The organism is Pseudomonas proteolytica, from assembly GCF_007858275.1.
GTDB classification, from domain to species: Bacteria; Pseudomonadota; Gammaproteobacteria; order Pseudomonadales; family Pseudomonadaceae; genus Aquipseudomonas; species Aquipseudomonas proteolytica.
In genome coordinates this window covers 13621-31185 of sequence record NZ_VFEV01000056.1, presented here as the reverse complement: position 1 = coordinate 31185, position 17565 = coordinate 13621, and the positions used below count along the sequence as shown (strand labels likewise).

At 59.5% G+C, this 17565-nt stretch carries 19 protein-coding genes; 11 read left to right on the top strand and 8 right to left on the bottom strand.

Annotation, left to right across the window (positions count from 1 at the left end; genetic code table 11):
- Positions 1-228: hypothetical protein (locus FIV38_RS30145; protein ID WP_211368513.1), on the top strand; the 228-nt coding region annotated here is incomplete at its 5' end.
- A 36-nt stretch (positions 229-264) separates the two neighbouring features.
- Here the strand turns inward: FIV38_RS30145 and tyrS are convergent.
- Entirely contained in the window at positions 265-1464 is a 1200-nt protein-coding gene (gene tyrS / locus FIV38_RS27845) for a tyrosine--tRNA ligase (protein WP_029296731.1), read from the bottom strand.
- 210 nt (positions 1465-1674) lie between these two features.
- On the opposite strand from tyrS, the gene FIV38_RS27835 reads away from it, so the two are divergent.
- Both FIV38_RS27835 and FIV38_RS27830 read left to right on the top strand, forming a co-directional pair.
- On the top strand, positions 1675-3087 hold the full coding sequence (locus FIV38_RS27835) for a peptidoglycan DD-metalloendopeptidase family protein (protein WP_092239435.1): 1413 nt from the start codon (positions 1675-1677) through the stop codon (positions 3085-3087).
- A 3-nt stretch (positions 3088-3090) separates the two neighbouring features.
- Positions 3091-4182 (top strand): anhydro-N-acetylmuramic acid kinase, encoded by a 1092-nt coding sequence (locus FIV38_RS27830; protein ID WP_092239437.1) that lies wholly within the window; start codon positions 3091-3093, stop codon positions 4180-4182.
- A gap of 67 nt (positions 4183-4249) precedes the next feature.
- On the opposite strand, the gene erpA is transcribed toward FIV38_RS27830, so the two are convergent.
- Both erpA and argC read right to left on the bottom strand, forming a co-directional pair.
- Complete coding sequence (erpA, locus tag FIV38_RS27825) at positions 4250-4600, bottom strand: iron-sulfur cluster insertion protein ErpA (protein WP_003176443.1); 351 nt, start codon at positions 4598-4600, stop codon at positions 4250-4252.
- Positions 4601-4763: 163 nt separating this feature from the next.
- Positions 4764-5798: an N-acetyl-gamma-glutamyl-phosphate reductase gene (argC, locus tag FIV38_RS27820; RefSeq protein ID WP_092239439.1), complete on the bottom strand. Its 1035-nt coding sequence runs from the start codon at positions 5796-5798 to the stop codon at positions 4764-4766.
- A 136-nt stretch (positions 5799-5934) separates the two neighbouring features.
- On the opposite strand from argC, the gene hemJ reads away from it, so the two are divergent.
- The 6 genes from hemJ to coq7 all read left to right on the top strand — a co-directional run bounded on the left by hemJ (position 5935) and on the right by coq7 (position 10448).
- Positions 5935-6363: a protoporphyrinogen oxidase HemJ gene (hemJ, locus tag FIV38_RS27815; RefSeq protein WP_029296744.1), complete on the top strand. Its 429-nt coding sequence runs from the start codon at positions 5935-5937 to the stop codon at positions 6361-6363.
- A 35-nt stretch (positions 6364-6398) separates the two neighbouring features.
- A complete protein-coding gene (locus FIV38_RS27810; protein ID WP_029296746.1) occupies positions 6399-7361 on the top strand; it encodes an NAD(P)H-dependent flavin oxidoreductase in 963 nt (320 codons plus the stop codon).
- A 72-nt stretch (positions 7362-7433) separates the two neighbouring features.
- Positions 7434-8396, top strand: coding sequence for a DUF805 domain-containing protein (locus tag FIV38_RS27805; RefSeq protein ID WP_092239466.1), 963 nt, complete (start codon positions 7434-7436; stop codon positions 8394-8396).
- Between the two features lie 63 nt (positions 8397-8459).
- The gene (locus FIV38_RS27800) at positions 8460-9245 is read left to right on the top strand and encodes an SDR family NAD(P)-dependent oxidoreductase (RefSeq protein WP_092230798.1); all 786 of its coding nucleotides are present in this window, start codon (positions 8460-8462) and stop codon (positions 9243-9245) included.
- A 46-nt stretch (positions 9246-9291) separates the two neighbouring features.
- Positions 9292-9630: a histidine triad nucleotide-binding protein gene (locus tag FIV38_RS27795; RefSeq protein ID WP_029296751.1), complete on the top strand. Its 339-nt coding sequence runs from the start codon at positions 9292-9294 to the stop codon at positions 9628-9630.
- A gap of 170 nt (positions 9631-9800) precedes the next feature.
- Positions 9801-10448 (top strand): 2-polyprenyl-3-methyl-6-methoxy-1,4-benzoquinone monooxygenase, encoded by a 648-nt coding sequence (gene coq7, locus FIV38_RS27790; protein ID WP_029296753.1) that lies wholly within the window; start codon positions 9801-9803, stop codon positions 10446-10448.
- 120 nt (positions 10449-10568) lie between these two features.
- Here coq7 and FIV38_RS27785 read toward each other — a convergent pair whose 3' ends face one another.
- Positions 10569-10991, bottom strand: coding sequence for an OsmC family protein (locus FIV38_RS27785; protein WP_029296755.1), 423 nt, complete (start codon positions 10989-10991; stop codon positions 10569-10571).
- 235 nt (positions 10992-11226) lie between these two features.
- Here FIV38_RS27785 and crp point away from each other — a divergent pair, with 235 nt between their 5' ends.
- Positions 11227-11871, top strand: coding sequence for a cAMP-activated global transcriptional regulator CRP (gene crp, locus FIV38_RS27780; protein WP_029296757.1), 645 nt, complete (start codon positions 11227-11229; stop codon positions 11869-11871).
- On the opposite strand, the gene FIV38_RS27775 is transcribed toward crp, so the two are convergent.
- From FIV38_RS27775 to FIV38_RS27760, 4 genes are read right to left on the bottom strand one after another with little or no spacing between them, the layout of a single operon-like run.
- Positions 11868-12563, bottom strand: coding sequence for a lipoate--protein ligase family protein (locus FIV38_RS27775; protein ID WP_092239441.1), 696 nt, complete (start codon positions 12561-12563; stop codon positions 11868-11870). The two genes, crp and FIV38_RS27775, sit on opposite strands and share 4 nt — an antisense overlap.
- A gap of 60 nt (positions 12564-12623) precedes the next feature.
- Positions 12624-13460, bottom strand: a complete 837-nt coding sequence (gene trpC, locus FIV38_RS27770) for an indole-3-glycerol phosphate synthase TrpC (protein ID WP_029296761.1) — start codon at positions 13458-13460, stop codon at positions 12624-12626.
- A complete protein-coding gene (gene trpD / locus FIV38_RS27765) occupies positions 13457-14506 on the bottom strand; it encodes an anthranilate phosphoribosyltransferase (RefSeq protein WP_092239443.1) in 1050 nt (349 codons plus the stop codon). The genes trpC and trpD overlap by 4 nt, the downstream gene beginning before the upstream one ends.
- Positions 14507-14515: 9 nt before the next feature.
- The gene (locus FIV38_RS27760) at positions 14516-15109 is read right to left on the bottom strand and encodes an aminodeoxychorismate/anthranilate synthase component II (RefSeq protein ID WP_029296765.1); all 594 of its coding nucleotides are present in this window, start codon (positions 15107-15109) and stop codon (positions 14516-14518) included.
- 419 nt (positions 15110-15528) lie between these two features.
- Between FIV38_RS27760 and estP the strand changes: the two genes are divergently transcribed.
- On the top strand, positions 15529-17451 hold the full coding sequence (gene estP, locus FIV38_RS27755) for an esterase EstP (protein WP_092239445.1): 1923 nt from the start codon (positions 15529-15531) through the stop codon (positions 17449-17451).
- Positions 17452-17565: the final 114 nt, after the last annotated feature.

The window sequence follows — 17565 nt, the reverse complement described above, 5'->3', positions numbered from 1 at the left end:
TTTTCAGAAGCTTTCGAGGTTTTCCTCAACAACTTCAACCACTTGCGCTTCCGATCTCTCGTCAGCGGGAGGCGAATTCTACAGCGTTACACGCTGCTGTCAACACCTCTTTTTCAACTTCCTTTTGACTTCGATGAACTGAAGCAACTTGCTGTCGAATCCCGCATAACTCATTGTTTACCAAGGAGTTTTCCGTTTCGACTGCGCCGGAAGTGGGGCGAATTATAGACAGATATAATTCGCCGTCAACCGTTAATTCCAGGTTTATTCGGATTTAAGCGTAATACGCGCAAATGCCTTCTTACCGGCCTGACAGACATGGGTCGCGCCCAGCTCGTATATAAAGGTGCGATCGACAACCTCACCATCTATACGCACACCGCCAGACCCCAGGAGGTCGCGCGCCACTGCCGAGTTCTTCACTAGGCCCGCCTTATTAAGGACAGCGGCAATCGGCATCGCTTCGGTGGCAGTCAACTCGATCTCCGGCAGATCATCCGGCAGCTCGCCATCCTTCATGCGATTGCCCGCAGCACGGTGAGCGCTGGCCGCAGCCTCTTCACCATGGAAGCGCGCAACAATCTCTTCCGCCAGCTTGATCTTGACGTCCCGCGGGTTCGCACCAGCCTCAACGTCGGCACGCAATGCGTTGATCTCATCCATGGAGCGGAAGCTCAACAGCTCGAAGTAACGCCACATCAGCGCATCCGGGATAGAAACCAGCTTGCCGTACATCACCCCCGGCGCCTCCTGGATGCCGACATAGTTGCCCAAGGACTTGGACATTTTCTTCACGCCATCCAACCCTTCCAGCAATGGCATGGTCAGAATGCACTGAGCTTCCTGACCATACGCGCGCTGCAGCTCGCGCCCCATCAACAGGTTGAACTTCTGGTCGGTACCACCCAACTCGACATCCGCACGCAGGGCCACCGAGTCATACCCTTGAACCAGCGGGTACAGGAACTCATGAATAGCGATAGGCTGGTTGGTGGAGTAGCGCTTATCGAAGTCATCGCGCTCAAGCATCCGCGCAACGGTGTACTGGGATGTCAGGCGAATGAAGTCCGCCGGCCCCATCTGATCCATCCACGTGGAGTTGAACGCCACCTCGGTCTTGGCCGGATCGAGAATCTTGAAGACCTGGGTCTTGTAGGTCTCGGCATTGTCCAAAACCTGCTCGCGGGTCAGCGGCGGGCGTGTGGCACTCTTACCGCTCGGGTCACCGATCATCCCGGTGAAATCACCTATAAGGAAGATCACCTGATGCCCCAGCTCCTGGAACTGGCGCAGCTTATTAATAAGCACGGTGTGACCCAAGTGCAGATCCGGCGCTGTCGGATCAAAGCCAGCCTTAATACGCAGGGGTTGGCCACGCTTGAGCTTTTCGATCAGCTCGGCCTCGACCAACAGTTCTTCCGCACCACGTTTGATCAGCGCTAGCTGCTCTTCAACCGACTTCATAACAGACCCGCAAGGCTCAGATTCAAAGGGAACCAACCATACAAGATCAGGGACTAATTACAAGTTTTGCCCTGCAAACGAGCACCATTCGGCGAGCCCGGCATTCGCAAGCTTGCACCACAGATGATTTGGTTATATTTTATACAGTTATTTCATCTTCATCATGTCATTCATCTTTTCCATTTCATCTTTTCAAAGTCAAAATTACCTATGACCACTGAACCGTCTAAAGCGCCGCCGCTTTACCCGAAGACCCACCTGCTCGCAGCAAGTGGTATCGCCGCCCTTCTCAGCCTGGCACTCCTGGTATTCCCTTCCAGTGACGTAGAAGCCAAACGAACGACTCTGAGCCTTGACTTGGAGAGCCCGATTGAACAACTGACACAAGATCAAGACGCTTCTGACGCGCAACAAGCCACAACCGCGAGCGTCGAGTCGCCATTTGCACAGATTGAAGACAGCGCGGGTGACACCAAGACAACCGCCCAGGCCGCACCTGTACCCCAGGTAGCAAAGGGCCCCGAGCATCGCGAAGTGATCGTGGCCAAAGGCGACACGCTGTCGACGCTGTTCGAAAAAGTCGGCCTTCCAGCCGCGACCGTTAACGATGTGCTGGCCAGCGATAAGCAAGCCAAGCAATTCACCCAGCTCAAGCGCGGCCAGAAACTTGAGTTCGAGCTGAGCCCAGAAGGTCAACTGACCACCCTGCACACCAATCTCAGCGATCTTGAAAGCATCACCTTGACCAAGGGCGCCAAGGGATTTGCCTTCAATCGCGTGACCACCAAGCCGGTGATGCGCTCTGCCTACATCCATGGCGTGATCAACAGCTCGCTGTCCCAGTCGGCGGCACGCGCAGGCCTGTCCCATAGCATGACCATGGACATGGCCAGCGTGTTTGGCTACGACATCGACTTCGCTCAGGATATTCGCCAGGGTGACGAATTCGACGTGATCTACGAGCAAAAGGTGGCCAACGGCAAGGTCGTCGGCACCGGCAATATCCTGTCGGCGCGCTTTACCAATCGCGGCAAGACCTACACCGCCGTGCGCTACACCAACAAACAAGGCAACAGCAGCTACTACACCGCCGATGGCAATAGCATGCGCAAGGCCTTCATCCGCACTCCTGTTGACTTCGCCCGTATTAGCTCGCGTTTTTCCATGGGCCGCAAGCATCCAATTCTGAACAAAATCCGCGCCCACAAAGGTGTCGACTATGCCGCACCGCGCGGCACGCCGATCAAGGCTGCCGGCGATGGCAAGGTGCTGCTGGCCGGGCGCCGCGGCGGCTACGGCAACACCGTGATCATCCAGCACGGCAACAGCTACCGTACGCTTTACGGCCACATGCAAGGCTTTGCCAAAGGCGTGAAAACCGGCGGCAACGTCAAGCAAGGCCAGGTGATCGGCTATATCGGCACCACCGGCCTGTCCACCGGGCCGCACTTGCACTATGAGTTCCAGGTCAACGGCGTGCACGTCGACCCACTGGGCCAGAAGCTGCCGATGGCCGACCCGATCGCCAAGGCCGAGCGCGCGCGCTTCCTTCAGCAAAGCCAACCGCTGATGGCACGTATGGACCAGGAACGCGCCACTATGCTGGCTTCGGCGAAGCGTTAAGCGATGGCGCTCTATATAGGTGTCATGTCCGGGACCAGCCTCGATGGCCTGGACATTGCGCTGATCGAGCAGGACACGGCGGTCAAACTGATCGCCACCCATTACATTCCCATGCCTGAAACGCTGCGGGCGGAGCTGCTGGGTCTTTGCGCCAGCGGCCCGGACGAGATTGCCCGCTCGGCGATTGCCCAGCAAAACTGGGTAACACTCGCCGCCCATGGCATTCAAGCCTTGCTGGAGCAACAGCAGCTCACTCATCACGACATCCGCGCCATTGGCAGCCACGGGCAAACCATTCGCCACGAGCCCGCCCGCGGTTTTACCGTACAGATCGGCAACCCCGCACTACTGACCGAGCTGACCGGAATCACCGTGGTCAGTGACTTTCGTAGCCGCGATGTGGCCGCCGGCGGCCAGGGTGCGCCGCTGGTGCCAGCCTTTCACGAAGCGTTGTTTGGCGAGGCTGCCGGCAACCGCGCAGTACTGAACGTCGGCGGCTTCAGCAATCTGAGCCTGATCGAGACCGGTAAACCGGTAGCTGGCTTTGATTGCGGCCCGGGCAATGTCCTGCTGGATGCCTGGATTCACCAGCAAAGGGGCGATAGCTTTGACCGTGACGGCCAATGGGCGTCCACAGGAAAGATCGAACCACAACTGCTGGCCGCGCTGCTCAGCGACCCTTTCTTCCTGACAAAGGGCCCGAAAAGCACGGGGCGCGAAGTCTTCAACCTGCCATGGCTGGAACACCACCTCGGTCGACTGCCATCATTCAATGCGCAGGATGTCCAGGCCACGCTGCTGGAGCTGACAGCGCAGACCATCGTCGAATCGCTGAAAACCGCACAGCCGCAAACCGAAACCCTGCTGGTATGTGGTGGTGGCGCCCATAACACGACGCTGATGAACCGTATCGCAGCCTTGCTGCCGGCCACTCGCGTCAGCAGCACCGCCACCCACGGCGTCGATCCCGACTGGGTTGAGGCCATGGCCTTCGCCTGGCTGGCCCATTGCTGCCTTGAAGGCATCGCCGCCAACCGTCCAAGCGTTACCGGCGCCCGCGGCCTTCGCGTACTTGGCGCGATCTACCCCGCCTGACACGCAGATAGCAAAACGCCGCTTGGCCCCATAAGAGCCAAACGGCGTTTTGCCTATCCGCTATCGATCAGATCGAGAACGACGAACCGCAACCACAAGTCGTGGTGGCATTCGGGTTTTTGATCACAAAGCGCGAGCCTTCCAAACCTTCCTGGTAATCAACCTCGGCACCTGCCAAGTACTGGAAGCTCATCGGATCCACGACCAGGCTTACGCCCTCGCGCTCGACAATGGTGTCGTCATCGGCCACATCTTCATCGAAGGTAAAGCCGTACTGAAACCCTGAACAACCGCCGCCCGTAACGAATACGCGCAGCTTCAAGCGATCATTACCCTCTTCATCGACCAGGCTCTTCACCTTGTGCGCAGCACCGTGGGTGAATTGCAAAGCCGTGGGGGTGAAGGATTCAACGCTCATGCTGATAATCTCCCGGCGTAGCGCCGCCATATGCGTGATGGCGGCCATTATCCGCTTCTCCTAGAAAAGCGGTCAACTATTGTTACGGTATATCAATCTGCGTAGCCGCCCTTAAAAACGCAAAAGGCCCGATCAACGGGCCTTTTGCACAGCAGCCGACGCTTTAAGGCAGCATGCCGGCATGGGACAAACCGAGCTTCTCATCGAGGCCGAACAAGATGTTCATGTTCTGCACAGCCTGGCCCGACGCGCCTTTGACCAGGTTATCAATGACCGACAGCACCACGACCAGGTCGCCGTCCTGCGGACGATGCACGGCGATCCGGCATACGTTGGCGCCGCGCACGCTACGGGTTTCCGGGTGGCTGCCAGCTGGCATCACATCGACGAACGGTTCATTGGCATAGCGTTTTTCAAACAGTGCCTGCAGGTCCACCGAGCGATCCTTGACGGTTGCATACAGCGTCGAGTGAATCCCACGGATCATCGGGGTCAGGTGCGGCACGAACGTCAGACCGACGTCACTGCCGGCAGCCCGACGCAGGCCTTGGCGAATTTCCGGCAAGTGGCGATGCCCTTTTACGGCATACGCTTTCATGCTTTCCGAGGTCTCGGCGTACAAGGAGCCTACGGCCGCACCACGACCAGCGCCGCTGACGCCCGACTTGCAGTCGGCAATCAGGCACGAAGCATCCGCCAGGCCAGCTTCGAGCAGCGGCAGGAAGCCCAACTGGGTCGCCGTCGGATAGCAACCTGGCACGGCAATCAGGCGCGCCTTGCTGATCTGCTCGCGATTGACCTCAGGCAAACCATACACCGCCTCCTCAAGCAGCTCCGGAGCACCGTGGGGCTGGCCGTACCACTTGGCCCACTCATCGGCATCCTGCAGGCGGAAGTCCGCCGAGAGGTCGATGACCTTGGTCCCGGCCGCCAGCAACTCACCCGCCAAGGCATGGGCAACCCCATGTGGTGTGGCGAAGAACACGACGTCGCAGGCACCCAGGGTCTTGATGTCCGGAACGCTGAACGCCAGGCCATCGTAATGGCCGCGCAGGTTCGGATACATATCGGCAACGGCCAGGCCAGCCTCGGATCGGGAGGTGATGACCACCACCTCAGCTTGCGGATGCTGAGCCAACAGACGCAGCAATTCGACACCGGTGTAACCCGTGCCGCCGACGATACCGACCTTGACCATAAACCTGCCCTCAACGAACCCACTGGAAAGCCGTCGATAATAGGGGTCGTATCGTTCTGCGACAACCGTCAACGTGACGTGCGCGCACTCTAGCCTCTACTATCTCCAGTCACCGTGAACCTGGGAATAACTAAAAATGCTTTATCTATGGCTCAAAGCCTTTCATATCGTCAGCATTGTCTGCTGGTTTGCCGGGCTGTTTTACCTGCCGCGCCTGTTCGTCTACCACGCACAAAGCCAGGATGCCGTCAGTCAGGAGCGTTTCAGCCTGATGGAGCGCAAGCTGTACAAGGGCATCATGCTGCCAGCGATGATCGCCACCCTGGTATTCGGCATCTGGTTGATCAGCCTTAACCCAAGCGTATTCAGCCAGGGTGGATGGATGCACGCCAAGCTGACCCTGGTAGTAATCCTGATCGGTTACCACCACATGTGTGGCGCCCAGGTAAAACGTTTCGCCCGTGGCGAAAACACCCGCAGCCATGTCTTTTATCGCTGGTTCAATGAAGTGCCGGTTCTGATATTGCTGGCTATTGTAATTTTGGTCGTCGTAAAGCCGTTCTAACTCTAATCAGCCGCACCTAAACCGGGGTACTTCCAATGTCGCTGCCCGCTTTGCTTGAACAACGTCTGCGCCTGCCCGTGGTGGCTGCGCCGATGTTCCTGATTTCCAACCCGCAACTAGTCCTGGCGTGCTGTCGCAATGGCGTGGTCGGGAGCTTCCCGGCACTCAACCAGCGCGAGAGCAGCGGGTTCAAGGCCTGGCTGGAGGAAATCGAAGCGGGCCTGGCGCTACTGGACAATCCCGCGCCTTACGCGGTCAACCTGATCGTGCACAACAGCAACCCGCGCCTTGAGGCTGACCTGGCGATCTGCGTCGAGCACAAGGTGCCGATCGTTATCACCAGCCTGGGTGCGGTCAAGGAGTTGGTAGACGCCGTACACAGTTACGGCGGCCTGGTGTTCCACGACGTCACCACCCGACGCCATGCCGAGAAAGCCGCCGAGGCCGGGGTCGACGGACTGATCGCCGTAGCCGCAGGGGCTGGTGGTCACGCGGGCACCTGGAGTCCATTCTCGCTGATCGCCGAAATCCGCCAGTTTTTCGACAAGACCCTGCTACTGGCCGGCTGCTTGAACCATGGGCACGAGATTCTCGCCGCGCAATTGCTCGGTGCTGACCTCGCGTATTTCGGTACCCGCTTTATCGGCACCACTGAAAGCCACGCCCCCGATGCCTATAAAGAGATGCTGCTCACATCCCGCGCAGCCGATATCGTGCACACTCCGGCGGTATCCGGCGTGCCTGCCAGTTTTATGCGGCAAAGCCTGGAAAACGCCGGCTTCGACCTCGCCGCCCTGCAAGGCAAAGGTGAAGTCAACTTCGGCTCCAAGCTCAAGCCTCTCAGCGACGAGGCAAAAGCTTGGAAGACTGTATGGTCCGCCGGCCAGGGCGTCGGTGAAATTGACGACTTACCCAGCGTCGATGAACTGGTTGCCCGTCTCGATGCCGAATACCGCAAGGCGCGTGAGCAAGCGGCACAATTGCGCTGGCCACGCTGACACCCCCCCCAGGCCTGCCGATTGAAGCAGGCCTGCATTACCTACCCCCTGGAAAGTGACAAGGATGCCCGCATGAGCGACAACCGTTTCAAGATTGTGTTTGATGGAGCCCTGCTCCCGGGTGTCGAAAGCACCACCGCCAAGCTGAACCTGGCCGAACTGTTCAAAAGCGACGTTGAAGCGATCGAAAAGCTTTTCACCGGTCGTCCGGTCGCCCTGAAGCGCGACCTGTCTCACTCCGATGCCGAAACCTACCTGACGGCCCTGAAAAACACCGGGATTGATGCACGCATCGAAGCCGAACAACCCGTGGCCTTCAGCCTGGCTGAAACTCACGAGACTGACTCCGCCCGCCCTGACGTCTCAAGCGCGGCTGCTTCGCCATACGCACCGCCGCGCGCAGCTGTCGGGGATAACCTTCCCGAGTTTTCCACCCTCAAGGTGTTTACCGTCAACGGCCGTATCGGGCGCCTGCGCTTCCTGGCCTGGACCCTGGTGCTGAGCCTGGCGATGTTCGCCATCGTGGGTGCCCTGTTCACCGTGGGCCTGGGTATTGCCGCAGCCTCCCCCACCGCCGCAATCATCATTGGCTCGCTGCTTGGCTTCGTCGTACTCGTGGCGTCTGTATGGATCAGTGTCCAGATCACCGTACAGCGCCTGCATGACCTGGGCTGGTCCGGCTGGTTATGGTTCCTGAACCTCGTACCGATCGTAGGCAGCATTTTCCCGATCCTGCTGATCGTGCTGCCAGGCAATGCGGGCGCCAACCAATATGGTGCGCCACCGCCACGCAACTCGACGGCGGTGAAGGTCCTGGCCACCCTGTGGCTAGCGCTGCTCCCATTGATCTTCGCCGCTATGGTGATGCTGGCCATGGGCGGTTACCTGGACCAGCTCGAAAGCAGCGTGGACAGCGGCTATGAAAGCAGCTCCATGACCACCGATGAAGACGCGGACCAGAGCGTCATCGCCGGTGAAGAAGACGCGCAAAGTGCTGACGATGCGGCCGAACCTGTAGACTCTCCGGAAGAATGAAGAAACGCCCCGCGCCTGTGACGCATCTGTCGCAGGCGCGGTGGCGTTGCGATGGAGAAACGCATGACCCGTTACGCTCTGATCACCGGTGCCTCCAGCGGCATCGGCCTGGCCTTGGCCGAAGCACTGGCCCGTCGCGGCCGCAGCTTGATTCTGGTGGCCCGCCAGCGTGATCAGTTGGAAAGTATTGCCATAGAACTGACCCAACGCTTTGGCGTCGAGGTGCTGTTCCGTGCCTGCGACGTGGGCGAACCGTTGCGCCTGTCCGGGTTCCTGCTGGAGCTGGAAGAAGGCGAGCGGCAGATAGACTTGCTGGTCAACTGCGCCGGCATCGGCACCAGCGGGCCATTCCTGGCCCAGGATTGGATGACCGAGCAAGACCTGATCGAAGTCAACGTCCTGGCCCTGACTCGTCTGTGCCACGCACTGGGTAACTCCATGGCCCTGCAGGGTGGCGGGCAGATTCTCAATGTCGCGTCGGTCGCTGCCTTCCAGCCGGGTCCATGGATGAGCACCTATTACGCCAGCAAAGCCTATGTGCTGCACTTCTCCGAAGGCCTGCGCGAAGAGCTGAAGAGCTGCGGCATCAAAGTTTCAGTACTTTGCCCCGGCCCGACACGCACCGCGTTCTTCGGTACCGCACAGATGGACACCGCCAAGCTGGATCGCTTGGCGTTGATGAGCCCGGAAGAGGTGGCGCTGCACACCGTTCGCGCCCTGGCAAAGAACAAAGCGATCATTATTCCCGGTCGCCGTAATCGCTGGCTGGCGTTCAGCCCGCGCTTGAGCCCACGCTGGTTGACCCGCAAGATTGCCGGCGCCATCAACAAGGCCTATTGCCCGCGTTGAACTGCTGAGTACACTCACCCTGCACTTTCATAATGGAGAAACAGCTGTGGATACTCTGTTCACCAAGATCATCAACAGAGAAATACCCGCGAGGATTATCTACGAGGATGACCAGGTCCTGGCCTTCCACGATATTGCGCCAATGGCCCCCGTGCATTTCCTGGTGATTCCGAAAAAGCCGATCCGCACCCTCAACGACCTGACGGAAGAAGATAAAGGCCTGGCTGGACACATCCTGTACACCGCCCAGCGCCTGGCCGTGGAACAAGGCTGTGAAAAAGGTTTTCGCGTGGTCATGAACTGCAATGAGGATGGCGGCCAGACCGTCTATCACATTCATATGCATGTATTGGGTCAACGCCAGATGAACTGGCCACCGGGCTGAACCCCTATTGTAGGAGCCGGCTCGCCGGCGATGTCGCCCTCCAGAGCACCGTAACCCTCAGGAGCCTCATCGCCAGCAAGCCGCACCCCCTACAAGAAGCATGACCCAGCGCAAACGCACGCCCCTGTCTTGCGGTAAACTGGGCGCCGAGATTTTTCCCGGAGGTCAGCATGACTACCCAACGTCACTACTCGCCGATTGACCGACTGCTGCTGCAAGCCGATACGGCCATGCGCACGCTGCTTCCCTTCAGCGGCCAGCCGTATCGCCCATCACCCGCCATCGTGCAACCCGAAGCGCAAATGAGCGAGACGGACACCCGTCATGTCGCCGGCCTGATGCGTATCAACCATACCGGTGAAGTCTGCGCCCAGGCGCTGTACCAGGGCCAAGCCCTGACCGCCAAGCTGCCGCAAGTACGCGCAGCCATGGAGCATGCGGCCGAGGAAGAAATCGACCACTTGGCCTGGTGTGAACAGCGCATCCGCCAGTTGGGCAGCCACCCCAGCGTGCTGAACCCACTGTTTTACGGTTTGTCGTTTGGTATCGGGGCCGCTGCGGGATTGATCAGCGACAAGGTCAGCCTGGGTTTTGTCGCGGCGACCGAACATCAGGTGTGCAAGCACCTAGATGAGCATCTGGAACAACTGCCGGCCGAGGACGAAAAATCCCGGGCGATTCTTGAGCAGATGCGTATCGACGAAGAGCACCACGCCGAAAGCGCGTTGGATGCCGGCGGATTCCGCTTCCCGGCGCCGGTAAGGTTTGGCATGAGCCTGATGGCCAAGGTCATGACCAAAAGCACTTACCGCATTTAAACCTCGCACGAACATTGTAGGAGCGAGCTTGCTCGCGAAAAACTCAAGAGCACCGCGGGCAGCCTGACTAAACCCGCTGTCGCTGGCGTTCTTCGCGAGCAAGCTCGCTCCTACAAAAGGTCAACCCAGCTCAATGATCTCGTAATCATGAGTAATGGCCACTCCGGCCGCGCCAAGCATGATCGAGGCCGAGCAGTACTTCTGCGCCGACAGCTCGATAGCCCGCTTGACCTGCGCCTCCTTCAGCGCGCGCCCCTTGACCACAAAATGCATATGGATCTTGGTAAACACCTTTGGATCTTCAGTGGCGCGCTCGGCCTCCAGAAAGGCTTCGCAGCTTTCCACTGCCTGGCGCGACTTCTTCAGGATGCTGACCACATCAAAATTACTGCAGCCGCCCACGCCTAGCAGGAGCATTTCCATGGGCCGTACCCCCAGATTGCGACCACCGGCCTCCGGCGGGCCATCCATGACCACCACATGGCCACTGCCCGACTCACCGAGGAACATGGCTTCGCCCGCCCATTGGATGCGTGCCTTCATCGCCCAGACTCCACTGCTAAAAAAGGGGCGCCAGCTTATCACAGGCCCCCGCGAGCGCAGTCTTCTACCGCAATGCGCTCAACAGTAGGCCTTGATAGATAAATTCCCTGATCGAGTCAGAATGTGTCTGTTAAGCTGGCGCCAAATCAATGGCGCATTGCCATCCATTGGATGGACCTCGCTCGATAAAAAATACAAGTCCAACCACACCGTGCAGTCTTTTCGGGATACAACCATGGTTGCTATTACCCCCATACCCAAGATCAAGAACCTCGACAAGCTACTGACTCATTGTCAGCGGCGACGCTATCCGGCGAAACAGAACATCATCTGCGCCGGGGAACGCTCGGAAACCCTCTTCTTCATTATCAAAGGTTCGGTCACGATCCTGATCGAGGATGAAGACGGCCGCGAAATGATCATCGCCTACCTCAACACCGGTGATTTTTTCGGCGAACTGGGGCTGTTTGAGCAAGCCGGCAAAGAACAGGAACGTAGCGCCTGGGTGAGAGCCAAGATCGAGTGTGAGGTCGCGGAAATCAGCTACGCAAAATTTCGCGAGCTGGCCCAACAGGATCCGGAAATTCTCTACGCCCTGAGCGGCCAGATTGCCCAGCGCTTACGCAACACCACACGCAAAGTCGGCGACCTGGCATTCTTCGATGTCACAGGGCGCGTCGCCCGCTGCCTGCTGGAGTTGTGTAAGCAGCCAGATGCCATGACTCATCCTGACGGTATGCAGATCAAGGTTACGCGCCAAGAGATCGGGCGCATCGTCGGTTGCTCGCGGGAGATGGTCGGTCGGGTGCTCAAGGATCTGGAAGAGCGCAACCTGGTTCACGTCAAAGGCAAGACGATGGTGGTGTTCGGCACCCGCTAGGGCGCAAAGACCTGCGCCAGCATCTGCCGGTATAAAGCGTCGAGGCGGCTGATCGCATCCGGCGCAGCAAAGGCTTCATGCAGGGCGATATGGCTGTCGGCACGAACCCGTTGCTCCAGGCCACACGCCTGGTTGAAGCGATTGACCGCAGCAATCAGTTCTTCACGATGGTTATCCAGCAACAATGCGCCATGCACCAGGCCCACCGGGCGCCCACCACTCTGGCGCCAACGCTGGGCAGTACCGACCATCTTGCGTCCGTCGAGATTGACGTTATAGCGGCCATCGCAAAAGGCACCGTCGATTTCGCCTACAGAAGCATCGCCCCCCAACTCAGTCAGCAAATCGCAGATAGGTTGGCACAGACGCAAGTACCCGGTTTCAATCCGGCCCTGATCGCCTTCACTGCGCGGCGGTGCGTAGACCAGAGCGATATTGACCGTGGCGCTCGATTGCGGCACCGGTTCACCGCCGGTTTCCCGTAGCAATACCGGCCAGCCATGGGCGGCCGATACTTGGCTCGCCACTTCAAACGCAGGCAAGCGGCTCAGGCGGCGAGGCATCACCAATGCCTGGTCGCTGGGTTGCCAGAACAGCAGCCCGAATGACTGCTCACCCGCACAGACGGCGGCCAGCAAGTCCTGCTCGGCGGCAAGGCCTGCTTCAACGGTCATCGCTACGGGCTGGATCATCGGGCATTTACCTCTCTGAATAAACACACAAGCCAGCTCCGACAGTGACCGCGTTTCAAATCAATCCAGCGTCGAACCGCTGACCGGCACACCACGCTCCGGGAAAAACAGGCGCTGCAACTCAGCCCCAGGATTTTCCGCACGCATAAAGGTTTCGCCGACCAGGAACGAGTAGACGTCGCTGATTTCCATCAGCTCCACATCCGCACGATTGACGATCCCACTCTCGGTAATCACCAGCCGGTCGCGGGGAATGCGCGGCAGCAAGTCCAAGGTGGTTTCGAGGTTGACTTCAAAGGTGTGCAGATTGCGGTTGTTGACCCCAACCAGCCGTGTATCGAGGGTTTTCAGTGCGCGCTCCAGCTCGTCACCGTCGTGGACTTCGACCAGTACATCCAGACCCACGCCTTTGGCAACAGCCGCCAGCTCGGCCATCTGCACGTCGTCCAGCGCCGAAACGATCAGCAGCACGCAATCGGCGCCCAATGCCCGGGCTTCGACGATCTGGTACGGGTCGATCATGAAGTCCTTGCGGATCACCGGTAACTTGCACGCGGCGCGGGCTTGTTGCAGGTAAGCATCGGAACCTTGGAAATAGTCGATGTCAGTCAGCACGGAAAGGCAGGTCGCCCCGCCCTTCTCGTAACTGGCAGCAATTTCTGCTGGCACGAAGTGCTCGCGGATCACACCTTTGCTCGGCGAGGCCTTTTTGATCTCTGCGATCACCGCCGGCTGCTTGAGCTTGGCCTGGGTAATCAGGGCATTGGCGAAGCCGCGCGGTGCATCGGCGCTTCTCGCCAGGCCTTCCAGCTCGGCCAGGCTCACGCGGGCGCGGCGCTCGGCGACTTCTTCAACTTTGCGGGCGAGGATGTTTTCCAGGACTGTTGGCACACTCATCCTTCATTCTCCATTTTGAATACGGCCGTGAATGCTCCCAGCTCTTCGAGTTTTTCGCGAGCCAGACCCGTGTGCAGCGCATCGTGGGCTAAGGCGACACCTTCTTTAAGACTATAGGCGTGATCGGCTGCGTAAAGTGCCGCGCCAGCATTCAGAACAATCATCTCAGCCGCTTTCTGGCCGTTTTCGGTCTTGCGGCGCCCCAAGGCATCGCGAATCAATTCCAGGGAGGCCGCCGGGCTTTCCACCGCCAGGCCATGCAGGCTCTGGCTCTTCATACCGAGGTCTTCTGGCTCGACCCAGTACTCAGTGACCTCGTCGTTCTTGAGCTCCGCCACAAAGGTCGGGGCCGCCAGGCTGAATTCGTCCAGGCCATCCTTGGAATGCACCACCAGCACATGCTTACTGCCCAGGCGTTGCAGGACTTCGGCCAAAGGCCGGCACAGCGCCTGGCTGAACACGCCCACCACCTGATGTTTCACACCGGCCGGATTCGTAAGCGGGCCAAGCATGTTGAACAGGGTACGCAGGCCCAGGTCCTTGCGCGGGCCAGCGGCGTGCTTCATCGCCCCATGGTGGGACTGGGCAAACATAAAGCCGATGCCAACGTTATCGATGCAGCGCGCCACCTGCACCGGCGTCAGGTTCAGGTAGATACCTGCCGCTTCCAGCAGGTCGGCACTGCCGCTCTTGCCCGATACCGCGCGGTTGCCATGCTTGGCCACGGTGCAGCCAGCGGCCGCGACCACAAAGGAAGACGCCGTCGATACGTTGAAGATATTCGCACCATCGCCGCCGGTGCCGACCACATCGACCACGCCGTCGAGGGTCTTGAGTTCGACCTTGTCCGCCAGCTCGCGCATCACCGAGACGGCGCCGACGATTTCGTCGATGCTCTCGCTTTTCATGCGCATGGCCATCATAAAGGCGCCAATCTGCGCATCGGTGCATTGACCGGTCATGATTTCGCGCATGACATCGCTCATTTCAGCGGTGCTCAGGTCCAGATGGCCGACGATACGGCTCAGGGCAGTCTTGATATCCATGGAAAGTCCTTAGCGCGTGCCGCCGCTCTGCTTGAGAAAGTTGGCGAACAGCTCGTAGCCCTGCTCGGTCAGAATCGATTCGGGGTGAAATTGCACCCCTTCGACATTCAGTGTCTTGTGCCGCAGGCCCATGATCTCATCGACCGAGCCGTCTTCCAGTTGGGTCCAGGCCGTCAGTTCCAGGCACTCGGGCAGGGTTTCGCGCTTGACCACCAGTGAGTGGTAGCGGGTCACCGTCACCGGCAGGTTCAGGCCCTGGAACACGCCCAGGTCACGATGAAACACCGGGCTGGTCTTGCCGTGCATTACCTGGCGGGCACGCACTACATCGCCACCAAACGCCTGGCCGATGGATTGGTGGCCCAGGCAAACCCCGAGAATCGGCAGCTTGCCGGCGAAATACTTGATCGCTTCAAGGGAAATTCCCGCCTCGGTCGGCGTACACGGCCCGGGCGAAACGACGATGCGCTCCGGGTTCAAGGCCGCAATCTGCGCCACGGTCATTTCATCGTTGCGCACCACCTTGACCTCGGCACCCAGCTCGCCCAGGTATTGCACAACGTTGTAGGTAAAGGAGTCGTAGTTATCAATCATCAGCAACATGTGGGTTCAAACCTCTTGAATTCACTGATTTCGAATGACCGCCTTCCCAGAGAGTGACCCGCTGCCAGACGCACTTTCCGGTTGCCAGGGTGAGCCGGCAAGGGGCGTCGAACAAAGGGTGAAGAAGGCAAATCGGTACAGGTCCGGCGGGGCCGGCAGAGAAAATTCAGGCGCGCCAACGCCAACGGGCGTGTGCCTTGACTACTCGCATCAAGAGTTTGCTGATGATCAACACGGGGAGGGTCTCATTCATACGTTCCCGCACAGTAACGTAGCCTCGCCGGCCGTGCAATATGGAGCAGCAAATACGGGGGCGATGACCAAGGGTTTGTAGGAAAAAACGATTTTCCTCACAGGCAACTCCCACTACATTGCTAGTGTTCCACTTCCGATACAAAAACAATCACATGGAATTTCGTATGCTCAGACCATATTTTGTTGCGCCCCTTGCCGGCTGCCTCTTGGCACTGGCCTGCGCGCAGGCGTTTGCAGCACCTTCACCTTATTCAACCATGGTCGTTTTCGGCGATAGCCTGGCGGACGCCGGCCAGTTCCCCGACGGGTTGTCTGGCGCCAGCCTGCGCTTCACCAACCGTACCGGTCCTACATTCCAAGGCGACTATGGCCTGGTGTCATCAACCCTGCTGGGCTCGAAACTGGGCGTAGCGCCAAACGACCTGAATGCCTCCACCTCCCCGGTTCGCGCGGCGCAAGGCTTGCCTGACGGCAACAACTGGGCGGTCGGTGGCTACCGGACCGACAACATCCTGGATTCCATCACCTCGGTATCCAACACCGCGATCCCACCCGGCAATGCGGGCGCGGGCACGGTGTTGCGCAGTCGCCAGGGCTACCTGCCGGCAAACGGCGGGCGCGCCGACCCCAATGCCCTGTACTTTCTGTCCGGTGGCGGCAATGACTTCCTGCAACAGCGCATCGGCAGCCCTGGCGACGCCGTTGCGGCAGGCGGGCGCCTGGCCGACAGCGCCCAGGTCCTGCAACAAGCCGGTGCGCGCTACATCATGGTGTGGATGCTACCCGACCTGGGCCTGACACCTGCCATCAACGGCACACCACAGCAGGCAGCGACCTCCGCCCTGAGTAATATTTTCAACCAGGCATTGGTACAACGCCTGTCTCAGATCGATGCCCAGATCATCCCGTTGAATATTCCACTGTTGTTGCAAGAATCCTTCGCCGACCCGGGCCGATTTGGCCTGGAGACCGGGCAGAACCTTACCGGCACCTGCTTCAGTGGCAACAGTTGCACCGCCAACCCGGTCTACGGCATTGGCGGCACCAACCCGGATCCGACCAAGCTGATCTACAACGACTCGGTCCACCCCACCGTCGCCGGGCAGCGCTTGATCGCCGACTACGCCTATTCCCTGCTGGCCGCCCCTTGGGAGCTGACCTTGCTGCCGGAAATGGCCCAGGGCACCCTGCGTGCCCACCAGGATGAGCTGCGCAACCAATGGCAAGCGGACAATGCCAACTGGCAGGCCGTTGGCCAATGGCGCGCAATTGTGGCCGGCGGTGGCCAGCGCCTGGACTTTGATGATCAACGCAGTTCGGCCAGTGGCGACGGCAGTGGCTACAACCTGAATGTCGGCACCAGCTATCGGCTCGACGAGAGTTGGCGCGTAGGCGTCGCGGCTGGCTTGTATCGCCAGACCCTGGAAGCCGGCGCCAACGACTCGGACTACAAGCTCAACAGCTACATGGGCAGCGCATTCGCGCAGTATCAGCACAATCACTGGTGGGCCGATGCCGCGCTGACCGGTGGCCGCCTGGACTTCGACAGCCTCAAGCGCAAATTCGCCCTGGGCGTCAGCGAAGGCTCCGAAAAAGGCGACACCGACGGCTGGCTCTGGGCCTTGAGCGGCCGCGTGGGTTATGACATTGCCGGGGTCGGCAGCGACTGGCACCTGTCACCGTTCATCAGCGCCGACTATGCGCGGGTCGAAGTCGATGGCTACGGGGAAAAAGGCAGCCGCTCCACGGCGCTGACCTTTGATGACCAGCAGCGCGACTCCAAACGCCTGGGGGTTGGCCTGCAGGGCAGCTACCGGGTCACCCCGCAAACCCAGGTGTTTGGCGAAGTGGCTCACGAGCATGAGTTCGAGAATGACACCCAGAAGGTGAACATTTCGCTCAACAGCGTGCAGGGGATCGACTTCAAGCTGGACGGCTACACGCCCCGCAGCAACTCAGACCGCCTGAGCCTCGGGATCAGCCACAAGTTGACCCAGGAGCTGGCGTTGCGGGCCGCCTATAACGTAAGGAAGGATGACAGCCTGACCCAGCAGGGAGTCAGTGTCGGGGTGAGCCTGGATTTCTAACGCGGTCGCAAGTCCAACGTAAAACCCATGTGGGAGCGGGCTTGCTCGCGAATGCGGTGGATCAGTCGGTACGTGTATTGACTGATCCATCGCATTCGCGAGCAAGCCCGCTCC